This window comes from Enterobacter sp. MALB-1, assembly GCF_041021625.1.
In the GTDB taxonomy this organism is placed as follows: domain Bacteria; phylum Pseudomonadota; class Gammaproteobacteria; order Enterobacterales; family Enterobacteriaceae; genus Enterobacter; species Enterobacter oligotrophicus.
Genome location: NZ_JBDPJL010000001.1, coordinates 3,064,284 through 3,085,668 on the forward strand (window position 1 = coordinate 3,064,284; position 21,385 = coordinate 3,085,668).

Genomic DNA, 21,385 nt, shown 5'->3' on the forward strand with positions numbered 1-21,385 from the left:
ATGTGTTTGGGAAGGCGTGAATGGTTATCAAATGCGGGCATTAATATAAATAAAAGTGATTTTTATTAACCGGTCCGGACAAAGCATTTTCACAACCGGGTAAACTTATAAGGATATGTCGCATCATCGTATTTTTCCATTACGCTAAGGGTGCGCCATGAAATTACATTTAATTTACTTTTACCACTCTTAAAATTAACACCCTTATGTGACTATCTAATGAAAAAGGGCTGCATTGCGGCAGCCCTTTGACATGTTTTTGCATCTACTACGCTATCTGAATACTAAAGGTGCGTGACTGACCCGGACGAAATGCGCCCTCAATCCCCGTGCCGTCATGCCCGTCCCCTTTTATTTTTTCATTCAGGTCCGTTTCGCGACACCGTTTAATCCCCTGACTGACCGCCAAAGCGACCTCGCAAGAGCCGGACTCAGACGGGTTAAACAGGCGAAGGATAAGCTCGTCTCGATCTTCCGCTTTTTTCAGCACACTCAACACGCACTCTGTCGGCGACAACGTTAACAGGCTGTAGTGGTCCGGCGTCGTGCATGCAGCACGATTAAGTTTCATCGCATCCCAGGGGATTTTGTTGTAGCAGTAGACCGGCGTAAGCCACGCTTTCGCCTGCTGAGCAATGCCTGCACTGTCTGGCGATCCGCTAAAGCTGAAAAGGCTAAAACGGCAGCGAAGCTGGCCCCGCATCTGTGAGTCAGGCACAGGCATTTTAATGCCGGACGGTCTGCCTGGACGCAGCAGCAAATCTTCTTTCCCTAATAGCCCTACTCCGCGAAGTAAGGTCAACGCGAACGTTTTGTTATCCTCACCCACCACTTCAAATTCGCGTAGACCCTCTGTAAACAGCGCCAGGCCATTGCGTTTTTCCTGCAGAACCGCGTAACTGAGTAAATTCCAGACAGGGACTGGCGCTTCTTTCCAGCCCTCTTCCTGCCAGTTTGCCATCGCTTCGTCGTACACCGGGCGCGTTACGGAGCCAAATTGCGTATCAGCCAGTACCTCTTTCGTATTGAACGGCGTTGGAATTAAAACGCGTACACGATGGTCATCCGCCTGGTTGTCCAGACGCACCTCAACGTCTATGCGTCTGCTGTTGTGGCTAAGCGTCACGTCAATTTCAACGTCAAGTGAGCCGTTTTGCTGGCGCGCCGAGCGTTCGGCCAGATTCGCCGGAACGGCCATATGATGACGAATAACCGCCCTGCTCTGCCAGCCTTCATGCGTCACCTCAACATCATGCTGCCCTTGCGCAGAAGTGAGTCGCCACTCTTCACGCGAAGGTGAATAGTCGTACTCATCGCCGTCATCGGAACTCTCTTCTATTTCCAGCACGCGGTCATAAATACGCCCGGATTCTTTATCGCGCAGACGCAGCGTACCGTCGTCGTTTAATGCAATCTGCCAGAAGGCATTTTCCAGCAAAGCCTCCGTGGTGCCCGGCGATGAACGCACCTTACCGGCAACATGCGGCTCAATATAAAGCGTTCGGTAGCCCATCGACGGCAGGATCGGGTTGATCTGAATATCAAACTCCATAAATGGATCGTAATTACCGTAATGCACAATCTGCCGGTCAATCAGTCCTGGGTCGATTTCACGCGCGCTGCGGATGAAATACGGGATTTCATTACCTTTATCATCCAGCAAGCGGAACTGGCTGGCGCGCAGACGTATGGTCGTGTTAATCACCTCTTCTCGTGGCCAGGGCATCAGATTGAACAGCACCAGCTTGTCTTCATCACTTTGCGGCATATTGTCGACAATCTTGCGCATATAAAAACGCGTCAGGTTGTCGGCCATGTCCTCGGCCAGCTCAAACCGGGAGACAATCTCACGATGCACTTTGTCACTGCAGCAACAGCCGATACTGTCGTGGGCGTGGTTCTTCAGGATCTCTTTCCACATTTTCTCCAGCAGGCCGTGGTGATATTCAAAGCCCAGCGTCCAGGCGAGCGTTGCCAGCGGTTCGAGAATATTGACGATTTTGTTCTCAATACGGGCATGGGCAATTTTGATGTCCATCCGCGTGGAGCCGATCGTCCGGTGCACGCGCATGTATTTCCCGTCGATAAACTCCCCTTTCAGCGTTGCCAGTTCACCGCGGTGAGCATCGATATGTTCAAAGACCTCCTCGAAGCGGCTCATCACAAATTTACGCTGCGGATAGATTTCACGGAGCTTATCCATCACCGCAAAAATGTTCTGCTGTAGCGGCATCTGGTCATGACCATTAGGCAGCAAAATCTCTTTGGTGACGGAGGCGTTTTCCAGCACCTCGAAGTAATTGTCGAGCCGTTTTCGCAGCCCGGCTTCATCCTCCGGTAAGTACTTACCAATCGCGTAGCCCAACGGCAGCACCTGTGCCGTCACTTCACTGCCGTCCCGGCTCTGCCACAGAAATTCGGTTTTATCTGTGCCGTGACGTTCGGAACAGCCACGCCAGAACATCGTGCGGGTGATGCCAAATCCGTTGTAGATATGCGGTAGCTGGCCGGACATGCCAAACGAATCCGGCAGGTAGCCAATTTTCATCGGCTCGCCAAACGCCATGCAGTCGCGAATGCCGTACATCAGATTACGCACAATCGATTCGCCGGAGACAATGGTCGTGTCCGTCTGGGTATACCAGGGGCCAATAATCAGCTTACCGGCCTGCACCAGCGTTTTCACCCGCTCACGGTTTTCCGGCTTTACCGCAAAATAATCTTCCAGCACCGCCGTCTGACCGTCGAGGACGTAGTATTTGTACTCGTCGTCCTGTTCCAGGCGGGAGAGGATCTCCTCCATATTATTGACGAGAAGAATACGCGACTCTTCCGTGGTGAAATACCACTCACGGTCCCAGTGCATATGCGGCGTAATATGAACGCGAGATACAGCTTTCATCTTCGTTTCCTGTGTGAGTGTTTATGGCATAACATCTTCTGTGACGTACTTACCGCGCTTTACAGCCTGACGACGCCAGAACAGTAAAATGAGCGTAGAGATAGCGGTTCCCACCAGCGCCGCGCCAAACCAGCCCGCCGCCGCTGTCACGCCCCCCATTCCGGCATCGTGAAGTAAAAAGAGGGAGAAAATGCCCGCCCCCGGCGTGGACAACCCGATACCCATTGCGCCAACAATCGCGCCCGTCGCCATTGAGCCAAGCACAAACGAGCCAATGACCCGCAGCGGATCTTCAATCGCCATCGGGATCGCCCCTTCGGTGATACCCGCCAGCCCCAGCAGCCAGGTTGATTTACCGGTTTCAATTTCAAACTGCTTAAAGAGATGCGGAGCCAGCATGGTTGACGCCGTAACGGTAAAGGCCGACACCATCTTGACGGAGGCAAAAATGGCATACGGCCCGTAAACGCCGTTAGCCATCGCCCCGAGACAGAACGCATATGCCGCTTTGTTGACCGGCCCGCCCAAATCGAACGAGCACATAAAACCAAGAAGGGTTCCGAGCAACAGCGCATTCGCGCCGGAGAGTCCGTTAAGCCAGGCGGTCAGCGAGTTATTAATCCAGGCCACCGGCTCACCAATCACAAACAGCATCAGGCTCCCTGCGCCCAACACGCCGATAACCGGATAGAGGTAATAAGTTAAAAAACCGTTGTAGCGGTTATTAAGGCGAATATGATTTTTCACCCAGCGCATCAGGTAACCAGCGATTAACCCGCCTGCAACGGCCCCCAAAAAACCGGAGCCGATCATATTGGCAGCAAGACCGGCCGCGAAACCGGGTGCCAGCGCGGGTTTATCTGCGAGTGAATATGCGGTATAGGCAGCAAGAACTGGCACCATCAAAATGCCGAGCATGCCGCCGCCGAGTTTACGGTACATCCACAGCCACGAATTCTCCTGATCGAACAGATGTTGCAAGCCCAGAATCTGTGCCAGTAGCACCGCCACAGCCAGCACCGTGCCCCCGGCGACAATCAGCGGCACCGCAAAGGAGATACCGCTGAGAAGCGCCTGCTTGAGTTCCGTTTTGACGCTCTTTTTCGCCTCCGTTTCAACCTGCGCAGGGCGCGTAGCCGAAGAAGGCTGCAATGCCAGCGCGCGCTCAATCAAGGCTTCAGCATGACGCAACGGCTCGGCAACCGGCACAGAAATAGCGGGAATACCCTGGAAGCGTTCACTCTCTTTGATTGCCACTTCTGCTGCAAAAATACACGCTTTTGCCTCCTGTAACTGCTGTGGAGTGAGACGCCCTTCGATACCGTTCGCGCCCTGCTTTTCGACCACCACGTTTACGCCGAGCTTACGTCCCGCTTTTTCCAGGTATTCAGCCGCCATATAGGTATGGGCAATCCCGGCCGGGCAGGCGGTCACACAGACGATGGTAGGTGCATCCGCTAACGCAGCAACGGTTACGTCCTGCGGTGCATCGTCCAGCGCCGCAAGCAGCGCTTCTGCGGTCGTCGCGGCCATCACCCGCGCCCGAAGGGTATCGTCCGCCAGGCGAGAAGTCAGTTCCGTCAATACCTGTATATGCGTTGAACCCGCTTCGGCAGGTGGAATGGCAAGCAGGAAAATCAGCCCGACGTTTTCCGGGCCGTCCACGCCTTCCCACTCCAGCGGTTCACTTAGCGTGGCTACCGCAAATGCCGCTTCTTTCACGGCTGCCGATTTACCATGCGGCACCGCCAGCCCTTCGCCTAATGCCGTCGGTCCCAGCGATTCACGGTGGAAAACCTCCGTTAAAAATTCATCACAGTCAGTAATACAGCCTAACGCTGCCAGTCGCGTTGCCAGTTGGCGGATTGCCTCATCACGGCTGGAAAACCGCGCCTGTACACAGATCGCGCGGGGATGGGTCAGAGTCGTCAGGTTCATAAAGATCCTCACACTTACGTTGTTATTGTCCGGGGAGGATTGTGGCAGACAAAATAATACATTTATGTGATCATTTTCACTAACAACGATAATTTGTATTTAAATTGTATTATTTACAAACCTGCACGTGAAGGCATAATTCCCTGAAAAGGTATTAAGCGGGCAATACAAAATGAGCAATAAACCGATGTACCGGCAGATAGCCGATGCGCTCCGCGAGAAAATTAATGCGGGTGTTTTAAAACCGGGTGATGCATTGCCTACAGAATCCAGCCTTCAGGAGGCGTTCAGCGTCAGCCGCGTAACGGTAAGGCAGGCGTTAAAGCTACTCACGGAAGAGCAGATTATTGAGAGCATTCAGGGCAGCGGCTCTTATGTGAAAGAGGAACGCGTTAACTACGACATTTACCAGCTCACCGGTTTTTACGAAAAGCTGGCCGATCGAAACGTCGATACCCACAGCGACGTGAAAATTTTCGAAGTGATCAAAGCGGATGCCCGTCTGGCAGAAAAGTTAGACCTCAACCCGGATGACAAAGTGTGGCATGTGAAGCGCGTGCGTTTTATCAAGCAAAAACCGGTCAACCTGGAAGAGACGTGGATGCCGCTGGCAATGTTTGCCGATCTCACCTGGGAGATCATGGAGAACTCCAAATACCACTATATTGAGCAGATCAAAAAGATGGCAATCGATCGCAGCGAGCAGGAACTGGTGCCAGTCATGCCATCGCAGGAGGCGATCGCCGCGCTGGTGCTCGATCCGGCAAAGCCGATTCTGGAAAAAGTGTCACGCGGATTTCTGAAAGACGGCAGAGTCTTTGAATACAGCCGCAATGTGTTCAATAGCGACGATTACAAATTCACCCTCATCGCCAAACGCAGGCAATAAAAAAGGCCGCTTTTCAGCGGCCAACCATGTCGAAACGGACATTTTTTTATATCAACGCCCCCCTTTCAGAGAGCAGAGAGGACTTACTTAATGATGGATTTCAGTGCTTCGCCGATATCCGCCAGGCTGCGAACGGTCTTCACGCCTGCGGCTTCCAGCGCCGCGAATTTCTCATCTGCCGTACCTTTACCACCAGCGATAATCGCACCTGCGTGACCCATACGCTTACCTTTCGGCGCGGTCACACCTGCGATGTAACCCACAACCGGCTTGGTCACGTGTTCTTTGATGTACGCAGCCGCTTCTTCTTCCGCGCTACCGCCGATCTCACCGATCATCACGATCGCTTCGGTCTGCGGATCTTCCTGGAACAGCTTCAGGATATCGATGAAGTTAGAGCCAGGGATCGGGTCACCACCGATGCCCACGCAGGTAGACTGGCCGAAACCGTAGTCGGTAGTCTGCTTAACCGCTTCATAGGTCAGCGTACCGGAACGGGAGACGATGCCCACTTTGCCCGGCTTGTGAATGTGGCCTGGCATGATGCCGATTTTGCATTCGCCTGGGGTGATTACACCTGGGCAGTTCGGGCCGATCATGCGCACACCCGCTTCATCCAGCTTCACCTTCACGGTCAGCATATCCAGAGTCGGGATACCTTCAGTGATGGTGATGATGAGCTTAATGCCTGCGTCGATCGCTTCCAGAATGGAGTCTTTGCAGAACGGAGCCGGAACGTAGATCACGGTCGCGGTTGCGCCCGTGGCTTCTACGGCTTCACGCACGGTGTTGAACACCGGCAGGCCCAGATGCGTGGTGCCACCTTTACCTGGCGTTACGCCGCCAACCATCTGCGTACCGTAGGCAATCGCCTGTTCGGAGTGGAAAGTCCCCTGGCTACCGGTGAAGCCCTGGCAGATAACCTTGGTATCTTTATTAATTAAAACTGACATTATTTCCCCTCCACTGCGGCAACAACCTGCTGAGCTGCATCCGTCAGACTTTTCGCTGCAATAATATTCAGGCCGCTGTCAGCCAGTTTTTTCGCGCCGAGTTCAGCGTTGTTCCCTTCCAGACGAACCACAACCGGAACGTTAACACCCACTTCTTCCACCGCACCGATGATACCGTCAGCAATCAGGTCGCAACGGACGATCCCGCCGAAGATGTTCACCAGAACGGCTTTCACGTTGTCGTCAGAGAGGATAATTTTGAACGCTTCGGTGACGCGCTCTTTGGTTGCGCCACCGCCCACGTCGAGGAAGTTTGCGGGCTCACCGCCGTGCAGCTTAACGATGTCCATGGTGCCCATTGCCAGGCCCGCACCGTTAACCATGCAGCCGATGTTGCCGTCCAGCGCTACGTAGTTCAGTTCCCACTGTGCAGCCTGTGCTTCACGCGGATCTTCCTGAGACTGGTCGCGCATTTCGCGCAGATCGGGCTGGCGGAACAGTGCGTTGCCGTCAGCGCCCAGTTTGCCGTCGAGGCAGATCAGGTCGCCCTGGGTGGTGATCACCAGCGGGTTGATCTCGATCAGCGCCAGATCGCGCTCCAGGAAGATAGTCGCCAGGCCCATGAAGATCTTGGTGAACTGCTGAACCAGTTTACCTTCCAGACCCAGTTTGAACGCCAGCTCGCGCCCCTGGTAAGGCATTGGGCCCGCCAGCGGATCGATAGCCACTTTGTGGATCAGGTGCGGGGTCTCTTCCGCCACTTTTTCGATTTCCACGCCGCCTTCGGTAGACGCCATGAACACCACGCGACGGGAGCTACGGTCAACGACCGCACCCAGGTACAGCTCTTTCGCGATATCGGTCGCCGCTTCCACCAGGATCTGATTAACCGGCTGGCCGTTCGCATCTGTCTGGTAGGTCACCAGACGCTTGCCGAGCCAATGTTCAGCAAACGCACGAATTTCTTCTTTGCTCTTAACAACCTTCACACCGCCCGCTTTACCACGGCCACCAGCGTGAACCTGACATTTAACTACCCACGGGCCGGAACCGATTTTAGATGCGGCTTCTTCTGCTTCACGCGGGGTAGTACAGGCATAACCCACCGGAGCCGGTAAGCCATACCGGGCAAACAGCTGTTTGGCCTGATATTCATGTAAGTTCATGTGTTCTATCCATCCTTCAGGTAATCGTTAGGTAGTGCTTTTGTAGGCCCGGCAAGCAACGCGCCGCCGGGCAAGACTGCAAAAACTAAACGTCCAGCAGCAGACGCGTTGGATCTTCCAGCAGCTCTTTAATGGCGACCAGGAAGCCCACGGACTCGCGGCCGTCGATCAGGCGGTGGTCGTAAGAGAGCGCCAGGTACATCATTGGCAGGATCTCAACTTTACCGTCTACCGCCATCGGGCGATCTTTAATGGCATGCATACCCAGGATCGCGCTCTGCGGCGGGTTGATGATTGGGGTAGACATCAGTGAACCGAATACGCCGCCGTTGGTAATGGTGAAGTTACCGCCGGTCAGGTCGTCTACGGTCAGCTTGCCGTCGCGGCCTTTCACGGCCAGCTCTTTGATTTTCTTCTCGATATCAGCCATACCCAGGGTGTCCACATCACGCAGAACCGGGGTCACCAGGCCACGTGGCGTAGATACCGCCATGCTGACGTCGAAGTAGTTGTGATAAACCACGTCATCACCATCGATAGACGCGTTTACTTCCGGGTAGCGTTTCAGCGCTTCCACCACTGCTTTCACGTAGAAGGACATAAAGCCCAGACGGATACCGTGACGTTTTTCGAACGCGTCACCGTACTGCTTACGCAGATCCATGATGGGCTTCATGTTCACTTCGTTGAAGGTGGTCAGCATCGCGGTGGAGTTTTTCGCTTCCAGCAGGCGCTCGGCCACACGCTTACGCAGACGCGTCATCGGCACGCGTTTTTCGCTGCGTGCGCCAAGCTGAGGCTGTGCTGCTGGTGCTGCCGCAGGCGCTTTGGCTTCTGCTTTCGCGTCCGAAGGCGCTTTCGCCAGATGCTTGTCGATATCTTCACGGGTCAGACGGCCGCCGACGCCAGTGCCTTTAATGGCTGCCGGGTCAAGGCTGTGCTCAGCCAGCAGGCGACGGATCGCCGGGCTGAGTGCGTCGTTGGTTTGCTCTTCCAGAGAGGCCTGCTGGCGCTGCGCTGGCGTGGAGGCTTTCTCTTCAGATTTCGCGCTGGACTCTTTGCCCGCGCTGTTGCCTTCACGCAGGCGACCCAGGATCTGGCGAGAAGTCACGGTCGTGCCTTCATCTTCCAGGACTGCATCCAGAATGCCATCCGCTGAAGCCGGTACTTCCAGTACCACTTTGTCAGTTTCGATTTCTACCAGCACTTCGTCGCGGGTAACCGCATCGCCTGGTTTCTTGTGCCAGGTGGCGACGGTTGCATCTGCTACAGACTCAGGCAGGTCGGGAACAAGAATATCTACGCTACTCATTATGTATCCTTTAATTAATCGACGTTCAGCGCGTCATTGACCAGATCTTGTTGCTGCTTCTGGTGAACGGACATATACCCTACCGCCGGAGAGGCGGAGGCCGGGCGACCTGCATAACGCAGAGCAGACCCAAATGGAATCACTTCACGGAAATGATGCTGGCTGCAGTACCATGCGCCCTGGTTGAGCGGCTCTTCCTGGCACCAGACAAAATCATGTACGTGAGCATACGGTTTCAGCGCGTCCTGCACCGCCTGGTGCGGGAAGGGATAAAGCTGTTCGATACGCACGATGGCGACATCTTTTTGATCGTTCTTGCGGCGCTGTTCCAGCAGGTCGTAATAAACCTTACCAGAACACATCACCACACGCTTCACGGCCTGCGGGTCCAGCTCGTCAATCTCGCCGATAGCAGGCAGGAAGGTGCCGTTGGCCAGTTCATCCAGGCTCGAAACCGCCAGCGGATGACGCAGCAGCGATTTCGGCGACATCACCACCAGCGGACGGCGCATACCGCGCAGCGCCTGACGACGCAGCATGTGGTAAACCTGAGCTGGAGTAGACGGCACACAAACCTGCATGTTCTGCTCAGCGCAGAGTTGCAGATAACGCTCCAGACGCGCGGAGGAGTGCTCCGGCCCCTGCCCTTCGTAACCGTGCGGCAGCAGCATCACCAGACCACACATGCGGCCCCATTTCTGCTCGCCGGAGGAGATGAACTGGTCGATCACCACCTGCGCACCGTTGGCAAAGTCACCGAACTGCGCTTCCCAGATGGTCAGGGTGCGAGGTTCAGCAGTGGCGTAGCCGTATTCGAAGGCCAGTACCGCTTCTTCAGACAGCACGGAGTCCCAGACCTTGAACTGGCCCTGACCGTTATGCACGTGCTGCAGCGGCGTGTAGGTTGAACCGTTAGTCTGGTTGTGAACCACCGCGTGACGGTGGAAGAAGGTGCCACGGCCCGCGTCTTCACCGGACAGACGAACAGGAATGCCTTCATCAACCAGCGTTGCGTAAGCCAGCGTTTCCGCGCCGCCCCAGTCGAACAGTTTTTCACCCGCGGCCATGGCCTGACGGTCACCATAGATTTTCGCCACGCGAGACTGCATCTCGATTGCCTCAGGCACGGTGCTGATGCGTTTAGCCAGCTCCTGCAGACGCTTCATCTCGACCTTGTTCGGGTAGCTCTCATCCCACTCGTGGTTGAGGTATGGCGACCAGGTAAAGGAGTGCATGTTCATCGGGCGCAGTTCTTTCACCACGCATTCACCCGCATCCAGCGCGTCGCGGTAGAGGTTGACCATCTCGGTCGCATCTTCCAGCGTCGCCACTTTCTCGCCTTCCAGCTTGTCAGCGTAGATTTTGCGCGGCGTCGGGTGTTTTTTGATTTTCTGGTACATCAACGGCTGGGTTGCGCTTGGCTCGTCAGCTTCGTTGTGGCCGTGACGGCGGTAGCAGAACAGGTCGATCAGCACGTCGCGTTTGAAGGTGTTACGGAAGTCCAGCGCCAGACGAGTGACAAAGGCCACCGCTTCCGGGTCATCCGCATTCACGTGGAAGATAGGTGCCTGTACCATCTTTCCGATGTCGGTGCAGTACGGTGTGGAACGCGCATCAAGCGGATTCGACGTGGTAAAGCCCACCTGGTTGTTAATCACGATGCGAACGGTACCGCCCACTTCGTAACCACGTGCTTTGGACATGTTCAGGGTTTCCTGCACCACGCCCTGACCGGTAATCGCCGCATCACCGTGGATGGTGATCGGCAACACTTTGTTGCTGCTCGGCTCGTCCAGACGATCCAGACGCGCACGCACGGAACCGATCACCACCGGGCTGACGATTTCGAGGTGAGACGGGTTAAACGCCAGCGCCAGGTGTACCTGACCGCCTTCGGTTTCGATATCAGATGAGAAGCCCATGTGGTACTTCACATCACCGGTGCCGAGGTGTTCTTTATGCTTGCCCGCGAATTCGTCGAACAGGTCCTGTGGTTTTTTACCCAGTACGTTGACCAGCACGTTAAGACGACCACGGTGCGCCATACCCAGCACCACTTCACGCGTCCCGCTTTTACCGGCATGACGAATCAGCTCTTTCAGCATAGGGACTAACGCGTCACCGCCTTCCAGCGAGAAGCGTTTCGCGCCAGGGAATTTCGCCCCCAGATAGCGCTCCAGGCCTTCTGCTGCGGTCAGTTCGCTCAGGAAGCGTTTTTTCTCTTCAGCAGAGAATGTCGCGTGGCCTGCTACGGATTCGATGCGCTGCTGTATCCAGCGTTTCTCTTCCGTAGAGGTAATGTGCATGTATTCCGCGCCGATGGAACCGCAGTAGGTTTGCTTGAGTGCATCAATCAGCTCGCCCAGCTTCATCGTGTCTTTGCCGATGGCAAAGGAACCTACGTTAAAGCTATCCTGGAAATCGGCCTCGGTCAGATCGTGATACGCCGGATCGAGATCCGCTACACGATCTTGCTGCCACAGTCCCAGCGGATCGAGGTTCGCATGCTGGTGACCACGGAAGCGATAAGCGTTGATAAGCTGCAGGACTTTAACCTGCTTCGCATTGGTGTCAGGGTCGGAAATCGCAGAAGAGTAACGTGAGGCATCCTTCGCCAGACGACGGAAATAATCACGTGTTTTGGAATGGAATTGATCCGGTTTGACCCCTGTACCAGGCAACTGCTGGAACATGGAACGCCAGTTTGCGTCCACTGAGTCAGGATCGGTTAAGAAGTCTTCATAGAGCTGTTCTATCCAGCTCTGGTTAGCACCAGAGAGGTAAGAAGAGTCCAGCCAGGCTTTCATTGCGCCGTTCTGCATCGTGATCCCTTAAGCATTTATATGCTTACTTTCGCCGTAGAAACTACCACGCACACCACGTGTACGTGCCGGGGTTCACCTGCGAGCTCTTTGTGGCCCGCGAAGGAACCTTTAGAAACTGTCTAAATAATCTTCGTCGTTCCGGCTGCGACTGCGTTGCGACTTTCACTCACCCCAGTCACATAGTTAACTATGCTCCAGGGGATTCGTTCAACCGCGCCTTATCTCGCGCTGAACGTCTCGATTATTTACTTATCTGGCAGTTTTTAAAGGTTTCTGCAATTTGCCCGGTGGCGCTGCGCTTACCGGGCCTACTGTTACGTAGGCCGGATAAGCGCAGCGCCATCCGGCGTTGTTACTTACGCACTGCGCTGCAACAACATCGACTTAATATGGCCGATGGCGCGCGTCGGGTTTAGCCCCTTAGGACACACACTGACGCAGTTCATGATGCTATGGCAGCGGAATACGCTGAAAGCGTCACTTAATCCTTCCAGACGACTATCGGTTTCGGTGTCGCGGCTATCGATCAGGAAGCGATAGGCAGCCAGCAGACCGGCCGGGCCGATAAATTTGTCCGGGTTCCACCAGAACGACGGGCAGGACGTCGAACAACATGCACAGAGAATACACTCATACAACCCATCGAGTTTTTCACGCTGCTCAGGAGACTGTAAGTGCTCGCGAGCGGGTGGATTTTGCCCATTATTCAATAAGTAAGGCTTAATCTTCTCATATTGTGCATAGAATTGCCCCATGTCTACCACCAAATCACGCACGACCGGCAGGCCTGGCAGAGGACGGATAACAATTTTCTGACCAGGACGCTGCAACGCGGAAATTGGCGTGATGCAGGCCAGGCCATTTTTGCCGTTCATGTTCACACCGTCAGAGCCACAGACCCCTTCACGGCAGGAGCGACGGAACGACAGTGTCGGATCTTTTTCTTTCAGCTGGATTAAGGCATCCAGCAGCATCATGTCGCGACCTTCTTCCGCTTCCAGGGTGTAATCCTGCATACGCGGAGCATCATCAACATCCGGGTTATAACGATAAACTGAGAATTCGAGTTTCATTATCCTGTCTCCGCATTAGTAAGTACGAATCTTCGGCGGGAACGCCGGACGCAGTTTCGGTTCCATATTGACGCTACGACGCGTCATGGTTTCCGACTCTGGCAGATACAGGGAATGGCACAGCCAGTTTTCATCATCACGATCCGGGAAGTCGAAGCGGCTATGCGCGCCACGGCTTTCGGTACGGAAGTTTGCCGACATCGCGGTCGCGAAGGCGGTTTCCATCAGGTTATCCAGTTCCAGACACTCGACGCGCTGGGTGTTGAACTCGCTGGAGGTGTCGTCGAGACGGGCATTCTTCAGACGCTCGCGGATCGCTTTCAGCTGCTCAAGACCTTTGGCCATCGCGTCACCTTCGCGGAATACCGAGAAGTTGTGCTGCATGCATTCCTGCAGCGCTTTACGGATTTCCACCGGATCTTCGCCGTTACGGTTGCCGTTCCAGCGGTTGAGGCGCTCAAGAGAGGCATCAATTTCGTCGTCGGTCGCGTCACGCAGCGCGCCCTGCTCGGCAATGGACTCCTGCAGATGCAGACCAACTGCACGACCAAATACCACCAGGTCCAGCAGGGAGTTGCCGCCCAGACGGTTTGCACCGTGTACGGATACGCAGGCAATTTCGCCTACCGCGAACAGGCCAGGAATCACCACATCTTCGCCCTGCTCGTTCACGGTCAGCGCCTGACCGGTCACTTTGGTCGGAATACCGCCCATCATGTAGTGGCAGGTTGGGATAACCGGGATCGGCTCTTTCACCGGGTCAACGTGCGCGAAGGTGCGGGACAGCTCCAGAATGCCCGGCAGACGGGATTCCAGCACCTCTTTACCCAGATGGTCGAGTTTCAGCTTGGCGTGTGGACCCCACGGGCCGTCACAGCCGCGGCCTTCACGGATTTCGATCATGATGGAACGTGCCACCACGTCACGACCCGCCAGGTCTTTCGCGTTCGGGGCATAACGCTCCATGAAGCGCTCGCCGTGTTTGTTCAGCAGGTAGCCACCTTCACCACGGCAGCCTTCTGTTACCAGAACGCCTGCACCGGCGATACCGGTTGGGTGGAACTGCCACATTTCCATATCCTGCACCGGCACGCCCGCGCGGATAGCCATACCGACGCCGTCACCGGTGTTGATGTGGGCGTTGGTGGTGGACTGGTAAATACGGCCAGCGCCGCCGGTTGCCAGCACGGTTGCGCGGGCTTTGAAGTAGACCACTTCACCGGTTTCGATGCACAGCGCGGTACAGCCTACGACTGCGCCATCGGCGTTTTTCACCAGATCCAGCGCATACCACTCGGAGAAAATGGTGGTGTGGTTTTTCAGGTTCTGCTGATAAAGCGTGTGCAGCAGCGCGTGGCCGGTACGGTCAGCCGCTGCCGCGGTACGTGCCGCCTGCTCGCCGCCGAAGTTTTTCGACTGGCCGCCAAACGGACGCTGATAGATAGTGCCATTTTCCAGACGGGAGAACGGCAGACCCATGTGGTCCAGCTCCAGAATCGCTTCCGGGCCGGTTTTACACATATATTCGATGGCATCCTGGTCACCGATGTAATCGGAACCTTTTACCGTGTCGTACATGTGCCATTCCCAGTTATCTTCATGGGAGTTACCCAGCGCAACGGTAATACCGCCCTGCGCAGACACAGTGTGGGAACGGGTCGGGAATACTTTAGAGAGCAGCGCACAGGACTGGCCGCTCTGGGAAATTTGCAGTGCGGCGCGCATACCTGCGCCACCCGCACCAATCACAACAGCATCAAATTCTCTGACTGGCAGTTTCATTACACACCCCACACCACAACGAATCCATAAATAACGTAAACCACCAGAGCAACGACAATAGCCAGCTGCAGAGGAAGGCGAATCGCCAGCGGTTTAACGTAATCGGTCAACACCTGCCACATGCCAATCCAGGCATGAATAAGGATGGAGAACAGGGCCAGCAGGGTGAACACTTTGGTGAAGGCAGATCCGAAGAACCCACTCCAGATTTCCCACGTCAGCGTCCCGCTGGTCGCGAAGAAACCGATCATATAGATGATGTAAAGGGTGAGGACGATGGCGGTAGCGCGAACCAGAATGAAGTCATGTACGCCGTTGCGTCCTAATGCGGAGGCGTTGCTTACCATACGAGAACTCCTGCGAGAAGTGAAAGCACGACAGTGATCACAAATGAAATGTTAGCGGAGCGTTTCCCGGCTTCGAAAGTCTCTTCCAGATAGCCAAAATCCATCAGCATATGGCGAACACCACCGACAACGTGGTAGGCCAGCGCGGTGAGAATGCCCCACATGATAAATTTCACGAAGAAGCTATTCATGATCGCAGAGGCCTGGAGGAATCCTTCAGGAGACGAGAGGCTGGTTCCCAGTAACCACAGCAGAATACCGACCGCCACAAACGTAATCACACCGGATACGCGGTGCAAAATGGACGCTATTGCTGTTACAGGGAATCGGATCGTTTTGAGATCCAGATTGACAGGTCTTTGTTTTTTCACATTTCTTATCATGAATAACGCCCACATGCTGTTCTTATTGTTTCCTTCCTCCGGACTGCGATGCGGGTCAAGCAGCGTTCCTTTTCTATAACTGCGCGTCATGCAAAACATTGCTTCCAAATGCTAAAACGACACGTTACAACGCTGGGTGGCTCGGGATTGCAGGGTGTTCCGGAGACCTGGCGGCAGTATAGGCCGTTCACAAAATCATTACAATTAACCTACATACAGTTTGTCGGGTTTTCTCTGGAACAGTGATCAGGGTCACGATAACAACATATTTTTAATTTTTAATCATCTGATTTGACAAATGTTAAACAATATTGTTACAAACGTCATCAGAAAAGGCATATAATGCGCAAAAGTTATGAGGTCTCTCTTTCACCTGACAAATAGTTATGTAACAGTGTGATGGTATTGACCGAAGTTATCAGGACAGTTATTAGTGATATACAGGTTTGAATAATTCGGACTGCAAAAACGCTGATTTGCTGTTATTTCACTGATATTTCATTCGTTTACCTGCAAGGCGCCATAGCTCTGTACCCTGGTTTCTCCTCGTGAGCTGAGCGGTAAGCCAAATAACAATCTGGTAACGGTGATTAACAGTTGAAGGCAAATCCGGTGAACCGCAGTCTTAAGCATAAGGCGCTAAGGAGACCGTAAATGGCTGATACAAAGGCAAAGCTCACCCTGGGTGGTGACACTGCTATTGAACTGGATGTGCTAAAAGGCACGCTCGGTCAGGATGTTATTGATATCCGTACGCTGGGTTCAAAAGGCGTTTTCACCTTTGACCCTGGATTCACCTCTACCGCATCTTGCGAATCCAAAATCACCTACATTGACGGTGACGAAGGTATCCTGCTCCATCGCGGCTTCCCCATCGATCAGTTAGCCACCGACTCCAACTATCTGGAAGTGTGCTATATCCTGCTGAACGGCGAAAAACCAACGCAGGCGCAGTACGATGAATTCAAAACCACCGTGACCCGTCACACCATGATCCATGAGCAGATTACCCGTCTGTTCCATGCGTTCCGTCGTGACTCTCACCCGATGGCGGTGATGTGTGGGATTACCGGTGCGCTGGCGGCGTTCTACCATGACTCGCTGGACGTGAATAACCCACGTCACCGTGAAATTGCCGCTTACCGTCTGCTGTCCAAAATGCCAACCATGGCGGCGATGTGTTACAAATATTCCATCGGTCAGCCGTTTGTATATCCACGTAACGACCTCTCCTACGCCGGCAACTTCCTGCGCATGATGTTCTCCACGCCGTGCGAAGAGTATGAAGTGAACCCGGTGCTGGAACGCGCGATGGACCGTATTCTGATCCTGCACGCTGACCACGAACAGAACGCCTCTACCTCTACCGTCCGTACCGCTGGCTCTTCCGGCGCGAACCCGTTCGCCTGTATCGCTGCGGGTATTGCCTCCCTGTGGGGACCGGCGCACGGCGGCGCGAACGAAGCGGCACTGAAGATGCTGGAAGAGATCAGCTCTGTTGAGCACATTCCTGAGTTCGTGCGTCGCGCGAAAGACAAGAATGACTCCTTCCGCCTGATGGGCTTCGGTCACCGTGTTTACAAAAACTATGACCCGCGCGCCACCGTCATGCGTGAGACCTGCCACGAAGTGCTGAAAGAGCTGGGCACCAAAGACGATCTGCTGGAAGTGGCGATGGAGCTGGAACACATCGCGCTGAACGACCCGTACTTCATCGAGAAGAAACTCTACCCGAACGTCGACTTCTACTCCGGTATCATCCTGAAAGCGATGGGCATTCCGTCTTCCATGTTCACCGTGATCTTCGCCATGGCCCGTACCGTGGGATGGATTGCGCACTGGAACGAAATGCACAGCGAAGGCATGAAAATCGCCCGTCCTCGTCAGCTGTATACCGGCTACGAGCAGCGTGATTTTAAGTCTGACCTGAAGCGTTAACAGACGTTGGGGGCGGCCTGATGCCCTCACCCCGGCCCTCTCCCACAGGGAGAGGGTGAAAATGTAAAAGACCACCTTCTAAGAAGGTGGCTTTTGAGAATGCCCCCTGTAAGGGGGGCTATTATCACTTCCCGCTTACTACTCTAGCAATTCCATCTGCTGTTCATGCGTTTGTTCCGTTTTCTCCTGATGCCGCACATATCGTCTGATAATTTCCTCGTTCACACCGACAGTATCTACAAAGTATCCACGTGACCAAAAGTGGTTGCCCCATAGCTTTTTTCGTATATGTGGAAAACGATTGTAGAGCCTGATGGCGCTGCGGCCTTTCAGATGCCCCATCAGGGTTGATATCGAGATTTTAGGTGGGACGATTACAACAAGATGTACATGATCTGGCTGAATATTTAGCTCCAGAACCTCACAATCTTTTATTCCACAGAGAATGTAGATTGTCCTGTAAAGTTCCTTACCCAACTTATCTTTCAAGATCCTGAAACGGTACTTTGGCGTCCAGACTATGTGGTATTTGCAACGCCAATATACATGTGATGAACTCCTGTAAAGCCCCATGTCGGTTTGTCTCCTTTTACTTGTGGTGAGTAAGCAGAGATATTCCGGCATGGGCATTCTTCAGGCTATAGCCTTACAGGATCAATCACCACCTCCCCAGGAGGTGGTTTAGGGGTGACAATTAAAAACGGCAACTTTCGTTGCCGTTTTGCTTTGACCTCCGCCACCCGGCTTTTTTACATCTGGCACCCTGGACACCAGTAAAACGGTCTTGAAGAGAGCGTTGTCTTCTCTATCACCCCGCCACACCGCTCGCACTTTTCCCCCGCCCGATGAAACACTTTAAACCGGAACAGCGCCCCGTGATGCTTATTATCATCCACCACGCCACGCGTGTTGTACGACAGACGCGGGATATCCAGTAGCGCATGAGATAGCGCCTCCAGCTGCATGTCACTTAGCTGAGAGGCTTTATGCTGCGCCGCCAGCCCCACTTCCCAGAGGATTTCCACCCGCAGGTAGTTGCCTAATCCCGCCAGAAACGCCTGATCGAGCAACAGACCGGAAAACTGCCGGTTGCGGAATTTGGGCGATAGCAATCGGGCTTTCACATCGCTTGCCGTCAACCGCATATCCAGCACATCCGGCCCAACGCGCTGCAGGAACGGATGAGCGAGTAGCTGCTCCGGCGTTAACATTTCGATATCCGACGCGCTGTAAAGCAGGATAGCTTTTTCCGCCGTTTGCAGCCTGACGCGCAGCACGCGCGTGGTTTGCGGCTGTTCATCCGCACTCACCACGCGCCAGACACCGTAAAGCTGATTATGGCTGTATAACGTCAGGTTATGGGAAAAGTGGGTGAGCAACGCTTTGCCGCGCGTTTCAATATGGGTCACCGTCTGCCCCACCAGCTGTGATTCAAACGGTTTCAGTTGAGGAAAGGCAAACCAGACATCCGTCAGGGGTTTGCCCTTTATCGCCGCCTCCAGGCTATCCGCCGCGCGACGGATCTCCGGACCTTCTGGCATCTTTTTTGTCCTTTTTGTGATAATCAGGCGCTGACGAGAATACCCTGTTCAGTAAAAGCCGCCCGCAAGCGGCGCGCAAACTGCAGCGCATGCTCGCCATCACCGTGTAAACAAACCGTATCAGCCTGGACCTGTGCCAGCGTGCCGTCAGTCGCTGTGACCTGACCGGAGCGCACCATTTCCAGCGTCTGCGCCAGCGCTTTTTCTTCATCAGTAATAAGCGCGCCTGGCTGTGTGCGGGGCACCAGGCTGCCGTCAGGCTGATAGCCCCGGTCGGCAAAGACCTCCTGACGGGTCGCTAGCCCCAGCCGTTCCCCGGCGCGGATAAGCTCGCTGCCCGCCAGGCCAACCAAAATCAGCTGCGGGTTACAATCCCGTACCGCGCGGGCAATGGCATCCGCCAGGACGGGATCTTTTGCCGCCTGGTTGTAGAGCATGCCGTGCGGTTTCACGTGGCGTAACACGCCCTGCTGAGAACGCACGATCGCCTCCAGCGCACCAGTCTGGTAGAGCGTCTGGGCGTAGACCGTCTCGGGCGGGAGATCCATCGCCGTACGGCCAAAGTTTTCCCGGTCGGGAAAGCCTGGGTGAGCCCCTATCGCCACGCCATTTTTAAGGGCATTACGCACGCTCTCGAGCATGGTTTGCGCATTGCCCGCGTGAAAACCGCAGGCGATATTGACCGACGAGACCAGCGTCATCAGCTCAGCATCTGCACTGCCGCCCTCGCCCAGATCGGCGTTTAAATCAATCTTTACCATCGAGCCTCCACGCCAGTTGTTCCAGATAACGCTGCTGATCCTGCCGCGCTTTCAGCGCCTCTTCCAGCGAGCATTGTACAAAGTGAATCGGCTGCCCCAGCGGGATTTGCGCCAGATGGTAGCGATCGGCATCAATAATACAGGCAATGCGCGGATAACCGCCCGTCGTCTGCGCATCATTCATCAGCACGATGGGCTGTCCGTTGGACGGCACCTGAATCACGCCTGGCAGTAATCCATGGGAGAGCAGTTCGCGGTCCGTCGTGCGGCTCAGCGGCTGCCCCTGCAGGCGATAGCCCATACGGTTACTTTGTGGGCTAATCTTCCACGGCGATCGCCAGAAAGCAGCCTGCGAGACTTCATCAAATTCATGATATTCCGGCCCCGGCAAGGCGCGGAGGGTATTTCCCCATAACAACTGCTTTACGCCCTGCGCCGTCGAGAAATGGCGCGTTGAGGGTTTTACCGTGAGCCGATCGCCGTCGCGCAGCAAGCGTCCTTCATGCCCGCCGATACCCGCTTTTTGATCGGTACTGAACGAGCCCATCACCTCCGGCACATTAATGCCACCCGCGACGGCCAGGTAGCTACGCACGCCGTGCAAAGGGCGCTTCAGGGTCAGGCGCTGTCCGGCCTTCGCCCGCAAACGCCAGCCCGTCCAAACCGCTTTACCATCAAGCGTTGCGTCACAGCCAGCACCGGTTAAGGCAAACCATGTCTCCTGGCTGAACTCAATTACGCACTGACCGAGCGTAATCTCCAGCGCCGCCGTACTGCCAGGGTTGCCCACCAGCATATTCGCAATCTCAAGCGCGGGTCGGTCAAGCGCGCCACAGTAGCTCAGGCCCGACTGACGAAAACCAAACCGACCGGCGTCCTGAACAGAGGTGTAAAGACCCGCGCGGATAAGCGTTAACATATCCCCTCCTTTTGTGGAATAAAGCGAAGGGTATCGCCAGGACGCAGGAGTATTGGCGCATCCTGCCCCGGTTCGAATAACGGTGCGGTGGTGTGCCCGATAAGCTGCCAGCCGCCGGGCGATGCGAGCGGATAGATCCCGGTCTGTTCACCCCCAATCGCGACGGTGCCCGCGGGTACGCTCAGACGCGGCTCGGCGCGGCGTGGAGTATGCAACCGCGGAGATAATCCTCCCAGATACGGGAATCCGGGCTGAAACCCAAGGAACCAGACAACGTAATCAACAGAGGAATGCAGCTCGACAACCTGCTTTTCCGTCAGCCCACAATGTGCTGCCACAACGGACAGATCGGGTCCCCCCGAACCGCCATACACCACGGGGATCTCAATAGCACGGGATTCCGGCTCCAGCGCTTCGCTCTCTTCCCACCAACGCTGAAGACGTTCGATGGCATCCAGCGCCTTCGTGTGCGGATTGCGCAGCACGACGGTGATATTATTCATACCCGGAATGGTTTCAACCACTTCCGGGATGTCGGCCAGACGCTGCGTCAGCCGCCAGATACGCTTTTGCGTGGCAAGCGTAACCGGTGGTTCAAGCTCCAGAACGACTGCAGTTTCACCCAGAAGATAACAACGCGCTCGCTGCACTTAACC

Annotated in this window: 17 protein-coding genes; 2 read left to right on the top strand and 15 right to left on the bottom strand. The window is 54.9% G+C overall.

Annotated elements, in window-relative coordinates:
- Positions 1 to 268 precede the first annotated feature (268 nt).
- Both mngB and mngA read right to left on the bottom strand, forming a co-directional pair.
- Complete coding sequence (gene mngB, locus ABGB15_RS14690) at positions 269 to 2,902, bottom strand: mannosylglycerate hydrolase (protein WP_215723906.1); 2,634 nt, start codon at positions 2,900 to 2,902, stop codon at positions 269 to 271.
- A 21-nt stretch (positions 2,903 to 2,923) separates the two neighbouring features.
- Positions 2,924 to 4,840, bottom strand: a complete 1,917-nt coding sequence (gene mngA, locus ABGB15_RS14695) for a PTS 2-O-a-mannosyl-D-glycerate transporter subunit IIABC (protein ID WP_215723907.1) — start codon at positions 4,838 to 4,840, stop codon at positions 2,924 to 2,926.
- Between the two features lie 172 nt (positions 4,841 to 5,012).
- Here mngA and ABGB15_RS14700 point away from each other — a divergent pair, with 172 nt between their 5' ends.
- Positions 5,013 to 5,729 carry a GntR family transcriptional regulator gene (locus ABGB15_RS14700; protein WP_215723908.1) on the top strand — a complete coding sequence of 239 codons (717 nt, stop codon included), beginning with the start codon at positions 5,013 to 5,015 and terminating at the stop codon, positions 5,727 to 5,729.
- 83 nt (positions 5,730 to 5,812) lie between these two features.
- On the opposite strand, the gene sucD is transcribed toward ABGB15_RS14700, so the two are convergent.
- From sucD to sdhC, 8 genes are all read right to left on the bottom strand, one after another.
- Complete coding sequence (gene sucD / locus ABGB15_RS14705; RefSeq protein ID WP_008501094.1) at positions 5,813 to 6,682, bottom strand: succinate--CoA ligase subunit alpha; 870 nt, start codon at positions 6,680 to 6,682, stop codon at positions 5,813 to 5,815.
- Positions 6,682 to 7,848 (bottom strand): ADP-forming succinate--CoA ligase subunit beta, encoded by a 1,167-nt coding sequence (gene sucC, locus ABGB15_RS14710; RefSeq protein WP_006809579.1) that lies wholly within the window; start codon positions 7,846 to 7,848, stop codon positions 6,682 to 6,684. Before sucC ends, sucD begins: the two co-directional genes overlap by 1 nt.
- An 85-nt stretch (positions 7,849 to 7,933) precedes the next feature.
- Positions 7,934 to 9,160, bottom strand: a complete 1,227-nt coding sequence (odhB, locus tag ABGB15_RS14715; protein WP_152083896.1) for a 2-oxoglutarate dehydrogenase complex dihydrolipoyllysine-residue succinyltransferase — start codon at positions 9,158 to 9,160, stop codon at positions 7,934 to 7,936.
- 14 nt (positions 9,161 to 9,174) lie between these two features.
- Positions 9,175 to 11,982 (bottom strand): 2-oxoglutarate dehydrogenase E1 component, encoded by a 2,808-nt coding sequence (gene sucA, locus ABGB15_RS14720; protein ID WP_152083895.1) that lies wholly within the window; start codon positions 11,980 to 11,982, stop codon positions 9,175 to 9,177.
- 359 nt (positions 11,983 to 12,341) lie between these two features.
- Complete coding sequence (gene sdhB, locus ABGB15_RS14725; RefSeq protein ID WP_008501090.1) at positions 12,342 to 13,058, bottom strand: succinate dehydrogenase iron-sulfur subunit SdhB; 717 nt, start codon at positions 13,056 to 13,058, stop codon at positions 12,342 to 12,344.
- Positions 13,059 to 13,073: 15 nt separating this feature from the next.
- Positions 13,074 to 14,840, bottom strand: a complete 1,767-nt coding sequence (gene sdhA, locus ABGB15_RS14730; RefSeq protein ID WP_152083894.1) for a succinate dehydrogenase flavoprotein subunit — start codon at positions 14,838 to 14,840, stop codon at positions 13,074 to 13,076.
- On the bottom strand, positions 14,840 to 15,187 hold the full coding sequence (sdhD, locus tag ABGB15_RS14735; protein ID WP_008501088.1) for a succinate dehydrogenase membrane anchor subunit: 348 nt from the start codon (positions 15,185 to 15,187) through the stop codon (positions 14,840 to 14,842). Before sdhD ends, sdhA begins: the two co-directional genes overlap by 1 nt.
- The gene (gene sdhC / locus ABGB15_RS14740) at positions 15,181 to 15,585 is read right to left on the bottom strand and encodes a succinate dehydrogenase cytochrome b556 subunit (RefSeq protein WP_165853329.1); all 405 of its coding nucleotides are present in this window, start codon (positions 15,583 to 15,585) and stop codon (positions 15,181 to 15,183) included. Before sdhC ends, sdhD begins: the two co-directional genes overlap by 7 nt.
- Before the next feature lie 639 nt (positions 15,586 to 16,224).
- Between sdhC and ABGB15_RS14745 the strand changes: the two genes are divergently transcribed.
- Positions 16,225 to 17,508, top strand: a complete 1,284-nt coding sequence (locus tag ABGB15_RS14745) for a citrate synthase (protein ID WP_152083893.1) — start codon at positions 16,225 to 16,227, stop codon at positions 17,506 to 17,508.
- 138 nt (positions 17,509 to 17,646) lie between these two features.
- Here the strand turns inward: ABGB15_RS14745 and tnpA are convergent, their stop codons facing one another.
- From tnpA to pxpB, 5 genes are all read right to left on the bottom strand, one after another.
- Positions 17,647 to 18,081 carry an IS200/IS605 family transposase gene (tnpA, locus tag ABGB15_RS14750; RefSeq protein WP_061379590.1) on the bottom strand — a complete coding sequence of 145 codons (435 nt, stop codon included), beginning with the start codon at positions 18,079 to 18,081 and terminating at the stop codon, positions 17,647 to 17,649.
- A 176-nt stretch (positions 18,082 to 18,257) separates the two neighbouring features.
- On the bottom strand, positions 18,258 to 19,049 hold the full coding sequence (nei, locus tag ABGB15_RS14755) for an endonuclease VIII (protein ID WP_215722870.1): 792 nt from the start codon (positions 19,047 to 19,049) through the stop codon (positions 18,258 to 18,260).
- Between the two features lie 23 nt (positions 19,050 to 19,072).
- The gene (pxpA, locus tag ABGB15_RS14760; protein ID WP_215722869.1) at positions 19,073 to 19,810 is read right to left on the bottom strand and encodes a 5-oxoprolinase subunit PxpA; all 738 of its coding nucleotides are present in this window, start codon (positions 19,808 to 19,810) and stop codon (positions 19,073 to 19,075) included.
- On the bottom strand, positions 19,797 to 20,729 hold the full coding sequence (gene pxpC, locus ABGB15_RS14765) for a 5-oxoprolinase subunit PxpC (RefSeq protein ID WP_215722868.1): 933 nt from the start codon (positions 20,727 to 20,729) through the stop codon (positions 19,797 to 19,799). The genes pxpA and pxpC overlap by 14 nt, the downstream gene beginning before the upstream one ends.
- On the bottom strand, positions 20,723 to 21,379 hold the full coding sequence (gene pxpB / locus ABGB15_RS14770; protein WP_152083889.1) for a 5-oxoprolinase subunit PxpB: 657 nt from the start codon (positions 21,377 to 21,379) through the stop codon (positions 20,723 to 20,725). The genes pxpC and pxpB overlap by 7 nt, the downstream gene beginning before the upstream one ends.
- Positions 21,380 to 21,385: the final 6 nt, after the last annotated feature.